Origin of the sequence: Mesorhizobium sp. LSHC412B00 (assembly GCF_000503035.1) — a bacterium.
Classification (GTDB): domain Bacteria; phylum Pseudomonadota; class Alphaproteobacteria; order Rhizobiales; family Rhizobiaceae; genus Mesorhizobium.
The window spans coordinates 61,083-79,692 of sequence record NZ_AYWB01000022.1 but is presented as its reverse complement, the minus strand read 5'-3'; the positions used below and the strand labels follow the sequence as shown (position 1 = coordinate 79,692).

The window sequence follows — 18,610 nt, the reverse complement described above, 5'->3', positions numbered from 1 at the left end:
CCCCCTCTGGCCTGCCGGCCATCTCCCCCGCAAGGGGGGAGATCAGCTGTCACTTCGCTTTCAACCCTCAATACGGGCTCGCCACGTCCCCGGTCTCGACATACACCGCCTTCAGCTGCGAATAGAGCGCTAAAGCCGCCAGCGAGTTCTCGCGCCCGATGCCGGATTGCTTCACCCCGCCAAACGGAATTTCCACCGGCGTCAGATTGTAGGCGTTTATCCAGCAGGTGCCGGCCTGCAGTTCGGCGATCACCCTATGAGCGCGCTGCAGGTCGCGGGTGAAGACGCCGGCGGCGAGGCCGAATTCGGTGTCGTTGGCGCGGTCGATCACCTCGTCCTCGCCGTCGAACTTCAGCACGCTCATCACCGGCCCGAAAATCTCCTCGCGCGCAATGCGCATCGTATCGGTGACACCGGTGAACACCGTCGGCTCGACAAAGAAGCCGCCATCGAACCCTTGCAGCGACGGCACGTTGCCACCGCAGGCGAGCGTTGCTCCATCCTGCCTGCCGGCCGCGATGTAGGAAACGACCTTCTCCTGCTGCGCCTTGTTGACCAGCGGCCCCATCTGCGTCTCAGGATCGAGCGGATCGCCGATGCGGATCTTTTTCGTCCGCTCGACCAGCCGGTCGACGAAGCGGTCATGGATGCCGCTTTGTACGAAAACACGCGTGCCGTTGGAGCAGATCTGCCCGGTCGAATAGAAATTGCCGAGCATGGCGCCGCCGATGGCGTTTTCGAGATCGGCATCGTCGAAGACGATCAGCGGCGACTTGCCGCCGAGCTCCATCGTGGCGTGCTTCATCTTCGAACCGGCGAGCGACAGCACCTTGCGGCCGGTCGGCACCGAGCCGGTCACCGAAACCTTGGCAACGACATCGTGGCCGACGAGGCCGGCGCCGACATCGCCATAGCCTTGCACCACGTTGAACAGCCCGTCGGGCAGGCCCGCCTCTGAGTAGATCTCGGCCAGCGCCAGCGCCGACAGCGGCGTGTTCTCCGAGGGCTTGAACACCATGGCGTTGCCCATGGCGAGCGCGGGGGCGGATTTCCAGCCGGCGATCTGGATCGGATAGTTCCAGGCGCCGATGCCGACGCACACACCGAGCGCCTCGCGGCGCGTATAGGCAAAAGGTCCACCAAGATCGATCGCATCGCCGTTGAAGGCGGCAACCGCGCCGCCGAAATATTCGAGGCAGTCGGCTGCCGATAGTGCATCCGCCACCAGCGTCTCCTGGATCGCTTTGCCGGTGTCGAGCGTCTCGATCCGCGCCAGATCGGCGTTGCGCGCGCGCAAAATGTCGGCGGCGCGGCGCAGGATGCGGCCACGCTCGACCGGCTTCATCCGCGCCCAGGCCGGTTGTGCGGCCCGCGCGGCTTCGATGGCGAGCTCCAGCACGTTCGGAGTCGCCGAATGCAAAGTGGCGATGACCTCACCGGTCGCCGGATAGATCACCGGCAGCGGCGCGCCGCCTTCGTCCTCGATGTAGCGGCCGTTGACATAGTGCGATGCCGTTGGCTGGGCGCGCATATGAATTCTCCAATGGTCTTCGCCGGACAATGCCCTATCGATCCGCCACCTGCCAGCGCGGATTGATCCAGGGTTCCTGGTTGGAGGGCGCCAGCGGCGTGCGGCCGAGAATGTGGTCGGAGGCCTTTTCGCCGGTCATGATCGAGGGCGCGTTGAGATTGCCATTGGTGACGCGCGGAAAGATCGAGGAGTCGGCGACGCGCAGGCCGTCGACGCCGATGACGCGGCACTCCGGATCGACGACGCTCGTGATGTCATCGGCCCGACCCATCTTGCAGGTGCCGCACGGGTGATAGGCGCTCTCGGCATGATCGCGGATGAAGGCGTCGAGATCCTCGTCCGACTGGACATGCGAACCTGGCGAGATTTCCTTGCCGCGGAAGCCGTCAAAAGCCTTCTGGCCGAAGATCTCGCGAGTCAGCCTGATGCAGTGGCGGAACTCGGTCCAGTCGTCTGGATGCGACATGTAATTGAAGCGGATGACCGGCGTCGCTTTCGGGTCGGGAGAGCGCAGCGTCACCGAGCCGCGCGACTTCGACCGCATCGGCCCGACATGGGCCTGGAAGCCATGGGCCTTCGCCGCCGCCTTGCCGTCATAGCGCACCGCAGCCGGGATGAAGTGATACTGGATGTCGGGGTAGTCGACGCCGGCCTGCGAGCGCACGAAGGCCGCGGCCTCGAAATGGTTGGTGGCGCCGAGGCCGGTCTTGAAGAACAGCCACTGCGCCCCGATCAGCGCCTTGGAGAATGGGTTGAGAACCGAATTCAGCGTGATCGGCTGGGTCGATTCCTGCTGGATGTAGAGCTCCATATGATCCTGCAGATTGCGGCCGACACCGGGCCGGTCGGCCACGACCTGGATGCCGTTCTCCTTGAGATGCGCGGCCGGGCCGATACCGGACAGCATCAGGATCTTGGGCGAATTGATCGATGATGCGGCAACGATCACCTCACGTCGTGCCTTAACGACCTGAATCTGTTTGTGAGCTTCGATCTCGACTCCGACGGCACGCTGATTCTCGATGATCACCCGGCGGGCGAAGCCTCTGATCACGCTGACATTTTGCCGCTTGAGCGCCGGCTTCAGATAGGCTGACGCCGCCGACCAGCGGCGGCCGCCGCGAATGGTTTGCTCCATCGGTCCGAAGCCTTCCTGCTTCGAGCCATTGTAGTCGTCGGTCAGTTCGAACCCGGCTTGGCGGCCGGCCTCGACAAAGGCGCCGTAGAGCGGATTCTTGCGCGGGCCACGCTGGACGTGCAGCGGGCCGCCGTGGCCGCGCCAGCCGTCCTCGCCGCCGTCACTGTCCTCCATGCGCTTGAAATAGGGCAGCACGTCGGCGAAGCCCCAGCCGGCCGCCCCCTGTTCGGCCCAGTGGTCGAAGTCGCGTGCGTGGCCCCTGACATAGACCATGCCGTTGATCGAGGACGAGCCGCCGATCACCTTGCCGCGTGGCGTCGCCAGCACGCGGCCGCCGAGATGCGGCTCCGGTTCGCTGGCAAAGCCCCAGTCGTAAAGGCTCATGTTGAGCGGGATCGACAGCGCCGACGGCATCTGGATCAGCGGCCCGATATCGGTACCGCCGAACTCGATGACGATCACCGAATGCTTGCCGTCTTCCGACAGTCGGTAGGCCATGGCCGAGCCGGCCGAGCCGGAGCCGATGATGACGAAGTCTGCTTCAAGCATGGTTCACATGCGCCCATCGTTCATATGCGAAATAAAATCGGCGAGCGAGACATTGCCGCCGGTAGCCATGACCAGGACCGTTTTACCCGTCACATCCACCTTGCCGCCGAGGAGCGCCGCCAGAGAGGCGGCGCCCGATGGCTCGAGCACCAGCTTCATCCGTTCGAAGGCGATCTTCATTGCCCGCCGCACGGAGGCATCATCGACGGTGATGCCGCGCACGCCGGCGGTCTTGACCGCCGCAAACGGCGCGTCGCCCGGCCGCCGCGACATCAGCCCGTCGCAGATCGACTTCGGCGCGATCGGCATGGTCTCGACGGCGCCATGCGCTAGCGATGAACCCATGCCGTTGAAGCCTTCCGGTTCGACGCCGATGATCTCGGTTGCCGGCGACAGATAGTGGAAGGCGAGCGAGACGCCGCCGATCAGCCCACCACCGCCGACCGAGCAGAACAGAAGGTCGGCACTGGCGTCCTTTGCCTCGAGTTGTTCGAGCGCTTCGAGCCCGGCGCCGGCCTGGCCGGCAACGATCTCCGGATCGTCGAATGGATGCAGCAACGCCAGCCCTTCGGTCTCGGCAATCTCGCGGGCCTTGGCGGCTGCGACCTCTTCACGGGCGCGCTCGCCATGATCGGTCAGCACGACGCGCGCGCCATATCCCGCTGTCGCGTCGCGCTTGGCGGCCGGCGCGTCGATCGGCATGACGATGGTGACGGGAATGCCGAGCGCCTGGCCGGCAGCCGCCAACCCTTGCGCGAAATTGCCGGAGGAGTAGGCGACGACGCCTTTTATGGCCTCATCCGGCGACAGCCGCTTCAACCGCCAATAGGCCCCGCGCACCTTGAACGATCCCGCCCATTGCAGCGATTCCGGTTTGATGAAGACGCGGGCCGCACCCGTCTCCTTGGCCAAGGCTGTCGATTCCAGCAAAGGCGTGATCTGCGTCGCCTTCGACGTCACGGCATAGGCCTGTCTGAGGTGCTCGAGGGAGGGGACAATTGTCATCATTCGCCTCGCGGAAAGCGTTTCTGTTCCTCGAGATTGTCGAGGTTCATGTGGTTGCGCATGTAGCGTTCCGACGCCTTCTGCAGCGGCTGGAATTCCCAGGGGTAATGCGTGCCGTTGCGCAGCGCGGGATAAACCACCCAGCGCCGCGCCTGGCTGACGCGCACCGCGGCATCGAATGCCGTCATGTCCCAGCGCGCTCGCACGGCTCCCGTGAAGGCCGCCACCAGATCGGCATGCGCCGGATCGGTGGCACGATTGGTGCGTTCTTGCGGATCGGCTTCGAGATCGAACAGAAGCGGCGGGTCGATCTCGCAATGGATGAATTTGTAGCGGCCGTCGCGGATCGCCACCAACGGCGCGTTGGAGCCCTCGGCGGCATATTCCATCAGCACCGGCGCGGTGCGCTGTCCGCCATCAAGCAACGGCAGCAGCGACTGGCCATCGGTCCACGGTGCGATCGCGGAGATGTCGATGCCGGCGAGATCGCACAGCGTCGGCGTCACGTCGAGGTTGGAGACCGGCGCCTCGATCAGCCCTGCAGGAATGCCTTTGCCGGCGATCATCAAAGGTACTCGCGCCGAGCCCTCGAAAAAATTCATCTTGAACCACAGGCCGCGCTCGCCAAGCATGTCGCCATGGTCGGAGCAGAACAGGATGATGGTGTCGTCCAGCATGCGCGTTCGCTCCAGCACTGACATCAACTCGCCGACCTTGTCGTCGAGATAGGAGATGTTGGCGTAGTAGCCGCGCCGCGAGCGGCGGATCTGCTCCGGCGTGATGTTGAAACTGTCGTAGTCGCTGGCCCGGTAAAGCCGTTGCGAATGCGGGTCCTGATGGGCATAGGGGATGAATCCCACCTCCGGCTCAAGCGCCGGACAGTCTTCATAGAGATCCCAATATTGCCGCCGTGCGACATAGGGGTCGTGCGGGTGGGTGAAGGAAACCGTCAGGCACCAGGGCCGGCTGGCCTCGTCCTCGGAGGTGCGGGCAAGATCGTAGAGTTTTTGCACCGCGTGGAAGGCGACCTCGTCGTCATACTCCATCTGGTTGGTGATCTCGGCAACGCCGGCGCCGGTGACCGAGCCCAGATTGTGATACCACCAGTCGATGCGCTCGCCGGGCTTGCGGTAATCCGGCGTCCAGCCGAAATCGGCGGGATAGATGTCGGTGGTCAGCCGCTCCTCGAAACCGTGCAACTGGTCCGGCCCGACGAAATGCATCTTGCCCGACAGGCAGGTGTAGTAGCCGGCGCTGCGCAGATGATGCGCATAGGTCGGGATCGAGGAAGCGAATTCGGCGGCGTTGTCATAGACCTGGGTGCGCGACGGCAATTGCCCGCTCATGAAAGCGGCGCGGCCCGGCGCGCAAAGCGGCGAGGCCGTGTAGTTGTTGCCGAAGCGCGCCGAGCGTGCGGCCAGCGCCTTGAGATGCGGCACATGCAGGAAGTCCGCCGGCCCGTCCGCAAACAGCGTGCCGTTGAGCTGATCGACCATGACGATCAGGATGTTGGGTCGCCTTGATATCACTGAGGCTGTCACTGTGTCTGTCGCCCGCCGAGTTTGATTTCGAGATAATCTTCGACCAGCGCGATCGCGGTTTGAGCATCCGGCACGCCGTCCTTCAGCGCGCGCCTGATGTACAGCCCGTCGATCATCGCCGCGACCGCTTCCGCCGCGCGGTCGGCTTCGTTGCGCGGCAGTATGCCGATCAGTCCGCTCATCAGGTTGGAATGCAGCCGCCGCGCATAGACCCTGAGCAGCCGGCGCAGGGCCGATGATTTCTGTGCATCGACATAAAAGGCGAGCCAGGCCGCGATGGTTTCCGGCCGGAACTGGATGTCGGAGAAGTTGACGGCGACCACCGCCGAAACGCGTTCGCGCGGCGAGCCGGCGGATTGCAGCGCGCGCCGCATGTCGATCGTCAGCTCGGCCAGAATATGCCTCATCGTCGCCAGCAGCAGCTCATCCTTGGCGCCGAAATAGTGGTGAGCCAATGCTGACGACACACCGGCGCGCCCCGCTATCTCCGACATGGTCACGTCAAGCGAGCCGCGCTCGCCGATCGCCGAGATCGTCGCGTCGATGAGCGCCTTGCGGCGCAACGGTTCCATTCCGACTTTAGGCATGATGTTCCCGGCTTTTGCGGCGGAGATTATTTTTTATTGACGCGTCAATCAACAAAAAATTGATCCGATTGGAACCTGCACCAAGCGATTGTCGGCTTGCGGCCCTTTTCGATGCGGGCGGGATTGTTTATATTTGAACAATAAAGGCGAAGTGCGCCGTTTGCCCACATGTTAGGCTGGCGCCAAGGATGGAGACCGCCATGACCGCATGCATCGTTGGCTGGGCGCATTCGCGCTTCGGCAAGCTGGAAGGCGAGACGCTGGAAGGCCTGATCACCAAGGTCGCGGTCGACGCGCTCGACCATGCCGGCATTGGCCCGGACGAGGTCGACGAGATCGTGCTCGGCCATTTCAACGCCGGCTTCTCCCCTCAGGATTTTACCGCCAGCCTGGTGCTGCAGGCCGATGACCGGCTGCGCTTCAAGCCGGCGACGCGGGTCGAGAACGCCTGCGCCACGGGTTCGGCAGCGGTCCGCCAAGGCATCCGCGCCATCGATGCCAATGCCGCCCGCATCGTGCTGGTGGTCGGTGCCGAGCAGATGACGACGACACCCGGCCCCGAGATCGGCAAGAACCTGCTCAAGGCTTCCTATCTGCCGGAGGAGGGCGACACGCCGGCTGGTTTCGCCGGCGTCTTCGGCAAAATCGCGCAGGCCTATTTCCAGCGTTATGGCGACCAGTCGGACGCGCTGGCGATGATCGCGGCCAAGAACCACAAGAACGGCGTCGACAATCCGTACGCGCAGATGCGCAAGGATTTCGGCTACGAGTTCTGCCGCCAGGAAAGCGAGAAAAACCCGTTCGTGGCCGGTCCGCTGAAGCGCACGGACTGTTCGCTGGTCTCCGACGGTGCTGCCGCCCTTGTGCTGACCGACACCTCGACGGCGTTGAAGATGCGCCGCGCCGTCGCCTTCCGCGCCAACGAGCATGTCCAGGATTTCCTGCCGATGTCGAAGCGCGACATCCTGTCTTTCGAAGGCTGCGAGCAGGCCTGGAACCAGGCTTTGAAGAAGGCCGGCGTGACGCTCGACGACCTCTCCTTCGTCGAGACGCATGACTGCTTCACTATTGCCGAACTCATCGAATATGAGGCGATGGGCCTAGCCAAGCCGGGCGAGGGCGCCAGGCTGGGGCTGGACGGCACGACGGCAAAAGACGGCAGGCTGCCGGTCAATCCTTCGGGCGGGCTGAAGGCCAAGGGCCATCCGATCGGCGCCACCGGTGTGTCGATGCATGTGCTGACTGCCATGCAGTTGACCGGCGAGGCAGGCGGCATCCAGGTGCCGGACGCAAAGCTTGGCGGCATCTTCAACATGGGTGGCGCTGCCGTCGCCAACTACGTTTCCATCCTCGACCGGATCAGGTAGAAGCGGCCCGTATTTTTCGGGGTGGTGATGACAAATCCGGTTCTGGTCGAAGTCTTGCGCGGCGCGATCGTCGAGAGCGCCCATCGCGGCGCTGTCGCAATCTTTGACGGTGACGGCAAGCCTGTCCTGGAGATCGGCGATACGGCGCGGCCGGTGTTTCCGCGCTCGGCGGTCAAGGCCATCCAGGCGCTGCCGCTGGTCGAAACGGGTGCCGCCGATGCCTATGGCTTCGGCGACCGCGAACTGGCGCTGGCCTGCGCTTCACATTCGGGCGAACCCGCGCATGTCGAACTGGCGCAGGCGATGCTGGCCAAGGCCGGGCTCGACAAGTCGGCGCTGGAATGCGGCGCGCATTGGCCGTCGAGCCACGACGCGACGATCGCACTGGCCCGCACAGGCGTCTCGCCGAACGCACTGCACAACAATTGCTCGGGCAAGCATTCCGGATTTCTCTGCACCTGCGTGCACTCAGGGATTGCCCACCAAGGCTACGTCAAGGCAGGCCATGGTTTGCAGGAGATGGTGCGCGATGCCATGCAGGCGGTGACCGGCGCTGCCCACGATGCGGATCACCGGGCAACCGATGGCTGCTCGATCCCCACCTATGCCGTGCCGCTGAAAAGTCTTGCCCTTGGCTTTGCCCGCATGGCTGCGGGCAGGAGCTTTGGCCCTGAGCGTGCCAAGGCGGCCAAACGCCTGCTGTCTGCCTGCATGGCCGAGCCTTTCCTGGTCGCCGGCACCGGCAAGGCCGATGTGGCGCTGATGCAGGCCGCGCCCGGCCGCATCTTCGTCAAGACGGGCGCCGAGGGCGTCTATTGCGCCGCCGTCCCGGAGCTTGGCCTCGGCATCGCGCTAAAATGTGATGACGGCGCCGGCCGCGCCGCCGAGGTGATGATTGCTGCTGTGCTGGCAAAACTTCTCAGCGCCGACGCCGTGCTGGCGGCCAACCTTCTGGAACAGACCAATCCGCCGATAGAAAGCCGCATCGGCGCCAAGGTCGGCTCGCTGCGGCCGACGACGACGCTCAGCTGACCCTGTTTCGCTCGACCGTCAGGTGCGCATAGCCGCTATCGCTCGACCGCGCGAGGTCGCCGGTCGCCCGTTCGGCCCAGCGCTGGCCGATGATGGCGCCGTTCTTGGCGCCGTCGATGACGTTGTCGGAGATGATGGCGTTCCCAGCGCCTTCGACCACAGTGACGGCGATGCCGGTTCCGGCCTGACGAATGATGTTTCCCGTCGCCACAACATTGCGCATATAGGCGCCCCAGCCGATCTGCATGCCGTAGAGCGGCGCGTTCTCGATGACATTGCCCGAGACGGTGGTGTCGGCCTCGACGCTGATACCGACGCCGAAGCCCGGCGCGTCGGCGGGGTAGGGGCCGGTGGTCGAGAGGTTGCGCACGATGTTGTTCGAGCAGACACCCATACGGCCGCCCTCGTTGAAATTGACGATCGAGATGCCGTTAGCGGCACCATCGACGATGTTGTTGCCGATGATGGCGCCTTCGAAGGAGAATTCGGAATAGAGCGCGGTTTCGCCCGACCGCGAGCAGGTGTTCCCGGTCATCTGCAGATTGCTTGAACTGTTGGCGCGGATCGCCGAGAAGGCGCAGTCCGAGACGATGTTGCCGGTGACGGAGACATTGCCGGCACGGAATGCGTTGATGCCATTGCCGTTCTGCCCGGTGCCGCCGCTGCGCGCGCCTATCCGCTGCACGCGGTTGCCGCTGACGATCGTGCCGTCCTCGGCCTGCTGCCAGCGATGCACAAGAATGCCGCCATTGCCACAGTCGGATACGGTGTTGTCGGATATCGCCAGGCCAGCGGCCTCGACGGAGTAGATGCCGGCGTCCGCAGCCCCCGAAATCTCGGACCGCTCGATGCGGCCCGACGCATGCTCCAGCGCCAGCCCATGCTTGCCGCTGCCGGTGATCGTGCAATTGTCGATGACGAGATGGGCGACGCGGCGCAGGTCGAGCAGGCCTTGCGCATCGTCGGCCAACCCGCCGTTGGCGCCGTCGAAGACCAATGCGGTGAACTCTATATGCTCGGCCTGTTCGGCCGTCAGCAAATGGCCATTGCCGCCATAGAGGATGCGCGAGNGATGCGCGAGGCGCCCGGCACGCCCGAAAGCCTGACGCGGGCGGGCAGGGTCAGGTTGGACACGACATAGGTGCCCGGCGGCAGGAACACCGGCGCATTGCGCTGGCTTGCCTCGGCTAGCATCCTGGCGAAGGCCCTGCTCTGGTCGTCCGGTGCGTCCGGCTCCACGCCAAGCTCGGCGGCATTGATCGAGCCAAGCGCTGCCGTCTTCGCCAAGGCGTTGTCCAGCGAAACGCCGAGCACCGCAAAGCCGACAGTCCCCTTGAGAAGCGTTCGTCTGTTCAACATCGGCACAGATCCCTGCGATGAAATGGTTCTTCGCAGGAATTGGGCCAGCCGCATAGGTCTCCGCTCGGCGATAGTCCGACCAATGACCGGGTCCGCCAAGTGGCTTGTACAGTCGCCGAAGCGGGCCTAAGTTTATCCGATGAGCAGGGCTTTCACCCGCGAGGAAGACAGCGAAAACGCCATTGCCGGCATCGGCGAGCGGCCGATCAGCCAACACCGCAATCTGGTGACGGAGCGCGGCCTGGCGATGATCGAGGACAATCTGGCCGATCTGCGCGACATTTTGGCGAAAGCCGAGCGAAAAGCCGATCGCGAGCGCATTGCCGTCGTCTCGCGCGACCTGCGCTACTGGACAGCGCGCCGCGAAAGCGCCGAGCTTTCCGTGCCGGAACCGGGCAGCGACCAGGTGCGCTTCGGCATGGGTGTCACGCTGGAAAGCGATGACGGCAAGAAAGTGCACTGGAAGATCGTCGGCGAGGACGAGGCCGACCCCTCAAAGGGCAGCATCTCACACGTCTCGCCAATGGCCGTGGCGCTGTTCGGCAAGAAGGTCGGCGACGTCGCAAGCGTCAACGGCAAGGAATGGGAAATCGTCAAGCTGTCGGACGCCTGACGCCAGCTCACCCTATTTGCACAGCCAGCTTTCGCAACGCGGGCTCATACTTGTCCATGACATCGCGAGCAGCAAGCATTTGCCGTTCGACGTCGTCACACGGCACCGGCCTTAGGATGATGAATGCCGTCGTCGGTTTCGATGATCTGGAGTTCATCGCCCACCTGCAGGCCCAAGCTGTCGAGCGTTTCCCGCGGCAGGATTACAACGCCCGATCCGTCCTCAAGTCCGTGAATGATGGTGTTCATAGCTATACCATAGGTTGCGCCCGATATTGTAACGCAACTTTGATAAGCAGTGCAACTGTTTCAATCAGCCCGCCAGCAGCCGGTCCAGCAACCGATCCGCAGCCTCCGGGATAACCGTCCCTGGCGGGAAGATTTCCGCGGCACCCGCTTCCAGCATTGCGCCGTAATCCTGCGGCGGGATGACGCCGCCGGCGACGATCAGCATGTCGCTGCGGCCGAGCTTCTTCAGCGCGTCGCGTAGTTCGGGGATCAGCGTCAGGTGCCCCGCCGCCAGCGATGAGGCGCCGATGACATGGACGTCCTGCGCCACCGCCAGCCTGGCGATCTCGTCGGGTGTCTGGAACATCGCGCCGACCGTGACGTCGAAGCCGAGATCGGCGAAGGCCGTGGCGATCACCTTCTGGCCACGGTCGTGGCCGTCCTGTCCCATCTTTGCGACCAGGATGCGCGGCTTGCCGCCGGACTTCTTCTCGAAAGCTTCGAGCTTCTCCAGCAATCGGCCGACCGTCAGATTGTCGCCAAGCGCATTGCGATAAACGCCGGAGATCGTTTGCACCGAGGCGACGTGACGGCCAAAGACCTTTTCCAGCGCCAGCGAGATCTCGCCGACCGTGGCATAGGCGCGCGCGGCGCGGATGGCAAATTCCAGCAGGTTTCCGTTACCCTGCGCAGCGCGGGTCAGCGCATCGAGCGCGCTCTCGACCGCGCCGACATTGCGCGTGCCTTTGAGGTTCTGCAGCTTCGACAACTGTCGGGCCCTGACCTCGGCATTGTCGATCTTCAGCACGTCGACCTCGATGTTGTTCTCGGGGCGATGCGCGTTTACGCCAACCAGTATCTGCTCGCCGGAATCGATACGCGCCTGCGTGCGCGCCGCCGCTTCCTCGATGCGCAGTTTTGGAATGCCCTGTTCGGTTGCCGCCGCCATGCCGCCAAGCGCCTCGACCTCTTCGATATGGGCGAGCGCACGCGCCGCCAGATCATGCGTCAGCCGTTCGACATACGCCGAGCCGCCCCATGGATCGATGATGCGGGTGGTGCCGGATTCCTTCTGCAGGATCAACTGCGTGTTGCGGGCGATGCGCGCCGAGTGGTCGGTCGGCAGCGCCATCGCCTCGTCGAACGAGTTGGTGTGCAGCGACTGGGTATGTCCCTGCGTCGCCGCCATCGCCTCGATCATGGTGCGGGTGATGTTGTTGTAGGGGTCCTGCGCCGTCAGCGACCAGCCGGAGGTCTGGCAATGGGTGCGCAGCGACAGCGAGCGTTCATCCTTCGGTGCAAAATTCTTCTGCATCAGGGTCGCCCACAACATGCGCGCCGCGCGGAGCTTGGCGATCTCCATGAAGAAGTTCATGCCGATCGCCCAGAAGAAGGAAAGCCGCGGGGCGAAACGGTCGATGTCGAGCCCGGCGGCGACGCCGGCGCGGGCATATTCGATGCCGTCGGCGATGGTGTAGGCGAGCTCCAGGTCCGCGGTCGCGCCGGCCTCCTGCATGTGATAGCCGGAGATCGAGATCGAATTGAACTTCGGCATGTGCTGGGAGGTATAGGAGAAGATGTCAGACACGATCCGCATCGAGGGCTTCGGCGGATAGATGTAGGTGTTGCGGACCATGAACTCCTTCAGAATGTCGTTCTGAATGGTGCCGGCGAGATCCTTCTGCGCGACGCCCTGTTCTTCGGCCGCAACGATATAGAGCGCCATGATCGGCAGCACCGCGCCATTCATGGTCATCGACACCGTCATTTCGTCGAGCGGGATGCCGTCGAACAATTGCCGCATGTCGAGGATGGAATCGATGGCCACGCCCGCCATGCCGACATCGCCTGATACACGCGGATGGTCGCTGTCATAGCCGCGATGTGTGGGCAGATCGAAAGCGACCGAAAGGCCCTTTTGGCCGGCGGCGAGATTGCGCCGGTAGAAGGCGTTGGATTCCTCGGCCGTCGAGAAGCCGGCATATTGCCGGATCGTCCACGGCTGCTGGACATACATGGTCGGGTAGGGACCGCGCATGAAGGGCGGCATTCCCGGATAGGTGTCGAGATGCGGCAGCCCCTTGAGATCGCCCTGGCCGTAGAGATGCTTGACGGCGATGCCTTCCGGCGTCAGCCGCTGGCCCTTGACCTCGACCGGCGCGCGCCGTGGCGCCGACCAGCCAATGTGGCTGAAATCCGGGATCACTGTGCGGCTCCGATTGCCTGGTCGATGCGGACGGGAAACAGCGCCTCGCACACCGCCACGCCCTCTGTGAAAGGCGGCCGCCGCTCAGCCGCCAGCGTCTCAACCGGGGCATCGTTTTTCAGCGGGTAAAGCGTGGTGCCGATGATTGCCCGTTCACCCGACCGGTAGGCCTCGGCGCGGCGCTCGGATGCTGCCTTGACGCGCTTCTGGATATGCCCTTGCTGCAGGCTTGCCAGAACGCCGCCTTCCGCTTCGATCCGCTGGAACTCTTCCCACGCCGCTTCGCACAGGCCCAGGGTCAGCGCCTCGACTGCGCCCGACCCAAATGCTGGGTCGGCGACATGGTCGATATGGCTTTCATTGGCCATGATCAACTGCGCATTGCGGGCGATGCGGCGGGCAAAGCCGGCCGGCAGCCCGAGGGCGATGGTGTGTGCCAGGATGGAGATCGAGTCCGCGCCGCCTGCTGCCGCTGCAAAGCTGGCGATGGTGGTGCGCAGGATGTTGGTTTCGGGATCCGCCGCCGTCATCATGCGGAACGACGTCTCGGCATGGATGTTGGCTGTCGATGCCGGGATGGAACAGGTTTCCTGGATGCGCGCCCACAGCCTGCGCAAGGCCCGGACCTTGGCCATGGACAGGAACTGGTTCTGGTCGACGCTCAGCGCAAAGCCGATATGGGGAGCGGCATAGACAAGCGGCTGGCGCGCATCCTCGAACATCCTGAGGTAGGACACGGCGGAAGCGAGCATGGTGCCGAGTTCCTGCGCCTCCGTGGCGCCGGCATTGTGGAACACCCGCCCGTCGGCCTCCAGCAGCACACCCGGCACGCCCAGCGAGAAGAAATGCGCCAGCGATTGCGGCATCGATGCCTGCAACGCCTCGATCGACATGCGCAGCCGGCCGGTTCCGGCAAAGATTGCCGCCGGGTCGATGCCGAAGGAGAGGTTCAGCTTTGCCGGGTCGGAGCGGCGCTTGCTCAGGAACGCCACCAGCCAGTCGGCGACGGCACGGCTCCAGGGATGGGCGTCGATGCGGATCTGCGTGCGGTTGAGCGGTACGCCATCCAGCACCGTTTCCAGCGCCTGCGCCGTCCTCGGCAGGCCATAGCCGAACGCATTCGGAGCACCTTCGAAGACAAGCGACAATCCCGTCGCGCCTTGTGCCACATCGTCCAGGGCCTGCGCCTTGGCGCGGCCAATATCGGGATCGTCAATGCGCTGGCTGACAATCCAGGGCAATTTGGGGTTGGCGCGCACAAGCGGCTCGGCGCCGCCAGCGCGATCGTAGAGCGGTTCGATGCGAATCTGATCGTCGGTATGCGAGACTAGTTTTTCCTCGAAGGAGGCGCCGGCGAGCGCCTTTTCGGCCAAGGCCAGCCAACGCTGGCGCTCGACGTCAGCGGGTTCGACACTCCTGGTCAAGGCTCCGGCGCCCATCCATGCTCCTCGTTTTTATGCGGCCGCACCAGCGTCAGCCGTCCAGTCTACGGTTCCCTGCCAGATATCGCAATGCAATGCGCTTGCGCGGTTGGGATTCGCTTCCCTGACATAGGGCAGCCTGCGTGGACGAACCATGGAACGATTGCCAAACAGCGGCAAAATCCGCAAGTTCCAAAAACCGACTTGGAGGATTGGTTCAATTTAGACGATTGGCCCAATCTGGATGAATAGCCAACTGGATGGATAGCCCAATTGGAGAATAGCATTGTCGCTGCGCAATGGCCTGACTATACCCTGCGGCACGGCCACAGGCTTTTAACACATCAGTTTGCGGAGACATGGTCATATGGCTGACGACACCAGCATTTTCCTCGGCGCCAGCCGCAAGCCCGACGACAGCTATCAGCGCGCCGAACAGCTCTTGCTGCAATATGGGAACCGCCATGGCCTGATCACCGGCGCCACCGGCACCGGCAAGACAGTCAGCCTGCAGATCCTGGCCGAGGGGTTTTCCAATGCCGGCGTGCCTGTGTTCTGCGCCGATATCAAGGGCGACCTGTCCGGCATCGCCATGATGGGCAAGGCGCAGGATTTCCTGGTCAAGCGGGCCGAGCAGGTCAAGCTCGATCCCTATGACTTCCAGGAATTCCCGGTCATCTTCTGGGACCTGTTCGGCGAGCAGGGCCATCCGATCCGCGCCACCGTCTCGGAAATGGGGCCGCTGCTTCTGTCGCGGCTGATGAACCTCTCCGAAGCGCAGGAAGGCATCATGAACATCGCCTTCCGCATCGCCGATGAGGATGGCCTGCTGCTGCTCGACATGAAGGATCTGCAGGCGCTGCTGGCCAACATCGCAGCGCGCGCCGACGAGATCAGTTCGCGCTACGGCAATGTCACCAAGCCGTCGGTCGGCGCAATCCAGCGCACGCTTCTGGTGCTGGAACAGCAGGGTGCGGCGCATTTCTTCGGCGAACCGGCTTTGCGCATTGCCGACATCATGCGCACCACTCGCGACGGTCGTGGCGCCATCAGCGTGCTTGCCGCCGACAGATTGATGATGAACCCCAGGCTCTACGCCACCTTCCTGCTCTGGCTGATGTCGGAACTGTTCGAGGAATTGCCCGAGGTCGGCGATCCCGACAGGCCGAAGCTGGTGTTCTTCTTCGACGAGGCGCATCTGCTTTTCGACGAAGCGCCGAAGGTGCTGATCGACCGCGTCGAACAGGTGGTTCGCTTGATCCGCTCCAAGGGCGTCGGCGTCTATTTCGTCACGCAGAACCCTTTGGACATCCCTGAAAAGGTTCTCGCCCAGCTCGGCAACCGCGTGCAGCACGCGCTGCGCGCCTATACGCCGCGTGAGCAGCAGGCGGTCAAGACCGCCGCCGACACCTTCCGGCCCAACCCGGATTTCGACTGCGCCACCGCCATCACCCAGCTCGGCACCGGCGAGGCGCTGGTCTCGACGTTGGAGGTCAAGGGCGTGCCGTCCATGGTGCAGCGGACATTGATCCGGCCGCCATCGTCCAGGCTTGGCCCGATCACAGCGGACGAGCGCCGCAAGTTGATCGACCAGAGCCCGGTCGTCGGCCAGTACGACCAGACCATCGACCGCGAATCGGCCTTCGAGATGCTGCAGAAGAAAGCCATGGGCGCGCAGGACGAGCAGGCGCAGCAGGCCGACACTGGCCGCTCGCGCTGGACCATTCCGGGCTTCGGCAATGACGATCCGCCGCCGCCGCAATCAGGCGGTCGCCGCGCCCCGGCGCCGCGCCCGTCCAACCGCCAGACGGTGGCCGAAGCCGCGATCAAAGCGGTGGTGCGCTCGGTCGGCTCGTCGGTCGGCCGCGCGATCGTGCGCGGGATTCTGGGCAGCCTGTCCAGGGGGCGGTAAAAGTGTCGGCCAGCCCACCTCGGACATGATCAGCGGCCAGAACATCGCCATCGACGGCGGTTGGTAAGGGATGGCCGGCCTCCTGGAACTGCGCGACGACCGCGCCCGTCTGGTCCTGGCGCCGCAAAAGGGCGCGGCGATCGCCCGCTTCGACGCACTGGTCTGCGGCGCAACGGTGCCGCTGCTCCGCCCCGACGATGGCACCGGCGCCTCCGGCTGCCAGCTTCTGGTTCCCTGGTCGAACCGCATCTCAGGCGGCGGTTTCGCCTTCGACGGCCGCTTCCATGCGGTCGAGCCGAACGTGCCGGGGGAGGCCTTTCCAATCCATGGCGACGGCTTCCAGAGGGAGTGGCGGATTGCCAGCCATAGCGCCACCGAGGCTGAACTGGTCCTCGACGCCGGTGAAATCGGCCCCTACCGATATACGGCGCGGGTCGCCTATGCGCTGCATGACGGAGCCCTGGATGCCACGCTCACCGTGGAGAATCGCACCGGCATTCGCCTGCCTTACGGACTCGGTTTTCATCCCTGGTTCCCGCGCAGCGCCGGAACGACGCTCGAGGCGAAGGCGGCGCGGGTCTGGCTGGAGGACAAGCATCATCTGCCGGTCGGCGTGGCGCCGGTGGCCGATTACCCCGCGTGGAATTTCTCGAACGCCTCCCTGTTGCCGCGAAGCTGGGTCAACAACGCCTTCGACGGCTGGGACCGCCGCGCCAGGATCACCCGGCCCGAGGACAGGATCGCCATCTCGCTCACCGCCTCGCCATTGCTCGACGTCTTCATCCTCTATTCGCCGTCGCAGGATGCCGATTTCTTCTGCTTCGAGCCGGTGTCGCATACCGTCGATGCGCATCACGGCAAAGGGCTGACCCCGCTTGAGCACGGCGCTACGCTGAGTGCAAACATGCGCCTCGATTGGCGTTCCGCTGCTTCGCTCTGATGCGTCATGTGCACACCCACTCGCGGATCTTGCATTTTTGTCCGTTCCGCTCGCACGCCTGCAGTGTCAGGTCTTCGGCATCCCGGCGTGTTTGCGCCGTCTCGGCGCCCCAACTGGTCAGCCGCCCTTCCGGCTTCTCGCCTACGGCGAGGGCGCCGCAATGCTTGTAGGGAAAGCCGGTATTGTCGTCATCGTCCCAATGGCGATGATTGCGGAATACGCTGACCACGGCGCAGCTGCCGCCGCCGGCGTTCTGGCAATGCTTCAGCGCGATGTCCATCGCCTCCTGCCGCTTGTCGGCGCCCCAAAAGAAGCCGTGCTTCTCGTCGGGGCTCGAATAGGCGATCGCCGCCCAGATGCCTCTCTCCTCCTGGGCCGGCGGCTCGGGCACGTCCGCCGCCGGGGCTAGGTCCGCCGCGCCCAGCCGCCCGGCGCAAAGCAACAGCATGCCGATCGCCGCAATGGCGGAATTCACCCTCATTGTACGCCTCCTTGTTTACCTGCTGCCGAGGCCACGGAAATGACGACGCAGCTGTTGCCGGTTGGCAGCAGCATCGCGTTGCCCCCTCCATTGGCCAGTTCATAGACGCTGATTTGTCCAAGATTGTTGGCGAGCTTGCTGTCTTTCGGAAGCAGGGCCGGAACATCGGCGCAATTGGCCGCGAATGGCGCCACCCTGACCATCGTACCTTCGCAAACGGATGCGGTGGGTGCCGCGAACACCAGACCTGCCGCCGGGCCGCTGTAGCCCTGTGTAGCGTAGTTCATGCCGACCAAGGCTTCCACGAGGTGTTTGTCGGGGGCCTCGTTGTTCCAGATCGACTGGACGCTGTACGTCGTGCCGGTCGTCAGCATCTGCCCAAGGGCTGGGAAAATGTTGGAACAAGACTGCAAGCCTGCCTCTTTGGCGTGTTGCAGAAATGGCGTCTCGGCCAGGGCCGGATTGGGCTGGTTGGTCTCCGCGACCGCCGGCTGCGGCAGTAAATTGTGGAGCAGGTCGTAGCGCATGGCCGCGAAGCCGGCCGTGGCGACGACGGCAATGGCGAGCAACGAGAAGACAGCGGTCCTCGCGCGGTTTCGTTGCGGTCTGCTCCGGTCTTCGATGCCGACCCGGACAGCATCCTTTCCCTGGTTGCGGGACATTATCCGGTCATGGATCGATTGCTGGTTCATCGCGATTGC

At 64.2% G+C, this 18,610-nt stretch carries 15 protein-coding genes and 1 pseudogene; 5 read left to right on the top strand and 11 right to left on the bottom strand.

Annotated elements, in window-relative coordinates; genetic code table 11:
* Positions 1-67: 67 nt before the first annotated feature.
* Genes betB through betI form a run of 5 tightly spaced genes read right to left on the bottom strand, consistent with a single transcriptional unit; the run spans position 68 to position 6,351 of the window.
* The gene (gene betB / locus X757_RS138780) at positions 68-1,531 is read right to left on the bottom strand and encodes a betaine-aldehyde dehydrogenase (protein ID WP_023670741.1); all 1,464 of its coding nucleotides are present in this window, start codon (positions 1,529-1,531) and stop codon (positions 68-70) included.
* Positions 1,532-1,565: 34 nt separating this feature from the next.
* Positions 1,566-3,218 (bottom strand): choline dehydrogenase, encoded by a 1,653-nt coding sequence (gene betA, locus X757_RS138785; protein ID WP_023684570.1) that lies wholly within the window; start codon positions 3,216-3,218, stop codon positions 1,566-1,568.
* Between the two features lie 3 nt (positions 3,219-3,221).
* Complete coding sequence (locus X757_RS138790) at positions 3,222-4,226, bottom strand: threonine/serine dehydratase (RefSeq protein WP_023727673.1); 1,005 nt, start codon at positions 4,224-4,226, stop codon at positions 3,222-3,224.
* The gene (betC, locus tag X757_RS138795; protein ID WP_084629694.1) at positions 4,223-5,752 is read right to left on the bottom strand and encodes a choline-sulfatase; all 1,530 of its coding nucleotides are present in this window, start codon (positions 5,750-5,752) and stop codon (positions 4,223-4,225) included. The genes X757_RS138790 and betC overlap by 4 nt, the downstream gene beginning before the upstream one ends.
* A gap of 8 nt (positions 5,753-5,760) precedes the next feature.
* On the bottom strand, positions 5,761-6,351 hold the full coding sequence (gene betI, locus X757_RS138800; protein WP_031251629.1) for a transcriptional regulator BetI: 591 nt from the start codon (positions 6,349-6,351) through the stop codon (positions 5,761-5,763).
* 200 nt (positions 6,352-6,551) lie between these two features.
* Between betI and X757_RS138805 the strand changes: the two genes are divergently transcribed.
* Both X757_RS138805 and X757_RS138810 read left to right on the top strand, forming a co-directional pair.
* A complete protein-coding gene (locus tag X757_RS138805; RefSeq protein WP_023816478.1) occupies positions 6,552-7,718 on the top strand; it encodes an acetyl-CoA acetyltransferase in 1,167 nt (388 codons plus the stop codon).
* 27 nt (positions 7,719-7,745) lie between these two features.
* Positions 7,746-8,750 (top strand): asparaginase, encoded by a 1,005-nt coding sequence (locus X757_RS138810; RefSeq protein ID WP_023727669.1) that lies wholly within the window; start codon positions 7,746-7,748, stop codon positions 8,748-8,750.
* Here the strand turns inward: X757_RS138810 and X757_RS01000000165370 are convergent.
* A pseudogene (locus tag X757_RS01000000165370) lies at positions 8,743-10,109 on the bottom strand (TIGR03808 family TAT-translocated repetitive protein). The gene X757_RS138810 and the pseudogene X757_RS01000000165370 overlap by 8 nt on opposite strands.
* Before the next feature lie 139 nt (positions 10,110-10,248).
* Between X757_RS01000000165370 and greA the strand changes: the two are divergent.
* The gene (gene greA / locus X757_RS138815; protein ID WP_023670749.1) at positions 10,249-10,722 is read left to right on the top strand and encodes a transcription elongation factor GreA; all 474 of its coding nucleotides are present in this window, start codon (positions 10,249-10,251) and stop codon (positions 10,720-10,722) included.
* 95 nt (positions 10,723-10,817) lie between these two features.
* On the opposite strand, the gene X757_RS1000000169200 is transcribed toward greA, so the two are convergent.
* The 3 genes from X757_RS1000000169200 to X757_RS138825 form a co-directional block, all read right to left on the bottom strand.
* Positions 10,818-10,970 (bottom strand): AbrB/MazE/SpoVT family DNA-binding domain-containing protein, encoded by a 153-nt coding sequence (locus X757_RS1000000169200; RefSeq protein ID WP_023727666.1) that lies wholly within the window; start codon positions 10,968-10,970, stop codon positions 10,818-10,820.
* A 64-nt stretch (positions 10,971-11,034) separates the two neighbouring features.
* Positions 11,035-13,155: a methylmalonyl-CoA mutase gene (gene scpA, locus X757_RS138820; RefSeq protein WP_023727665.1), complete on the bottom strand. Its 2,121-nt coding sequence runs from the start codon at positions 13,153-13,155 to the stop codon at positions 11,035-11,037.
* Positions 13,152-14,594, bottom strand: a complete 1,443-nt coding sequence (locus tag X757_RS138825; protein WP_023727664.1) for a methylmalonyl-CoA mutase subunit beta — start codon at positions 14,592-14,594, stop codon at positions 13,152-13,154. The genes scpA and X757_RS138825 overlap by 4 nt, the downstream gene beginning before the upstream one ends.
* Positions 14,595-14,943: 349 nt before the next feature.
* Between X757_RS138825 and X757_RS138830 the strand changes: the two genes are divergently transcribed.
* The gene (locus X757_RS138830) at positions 14,944-16,488 is read left to right on the top strand and encodes a helicase HerA-like C-terminal domain-containing protein (protein ID WP_023727663.1); all 1,545 of its coding nucleotides are present in this window, start codon (positions 14,944-14,946) and stop codon (positions 16,486-16,488) included.
* Between the two features lie 70 nt (positions 16,489-16,558).
* Positions 16,559-17,428 (top strand): aldose 1-epimerase, encoded by an 870-nt coding sequence (locus X757_RS138835; protein ID WP_023727662.1) that lies wholly within the window; start codon positions 16,559-16,561, stop codon positions 17,426-17,428.
* Positions 17,429-17,432: 4 nt separating this feature from the next.
* Here the strand turns inward: X757_RS138835 and X757_RS138840 are convergent, their stop codons facing one another.
* Both X757_RS138840 and X757_RS138845 read right to left on the bottom strand, forming a co-directional pair.
* Positions 17,433-17,909, bottom strand: a complete 477-nt coding sequence (locus X757_RS138840; protein WP_023687219.1) for a DUF4189 domain-containing protein — start codon at positions 17,907-17,909, stop codon at positions 17,433-17,435.
* Positions 17,906-18,601 (bottom strand): hypothetical protein, encoded by a 696-nt coding sequence (locus X757_RS138845; protein WP_023727661.1) that lies wholly within the window; start codon positions 18,599-18,601, stop codon positions 17,906-17,908. Before X757_RS138845 ends, X757_RS138840 begins: the two co-directional genes overlap by 4 nt.
* Positions 18,602-18,610 lie beyond the last annotated feature (9 nt).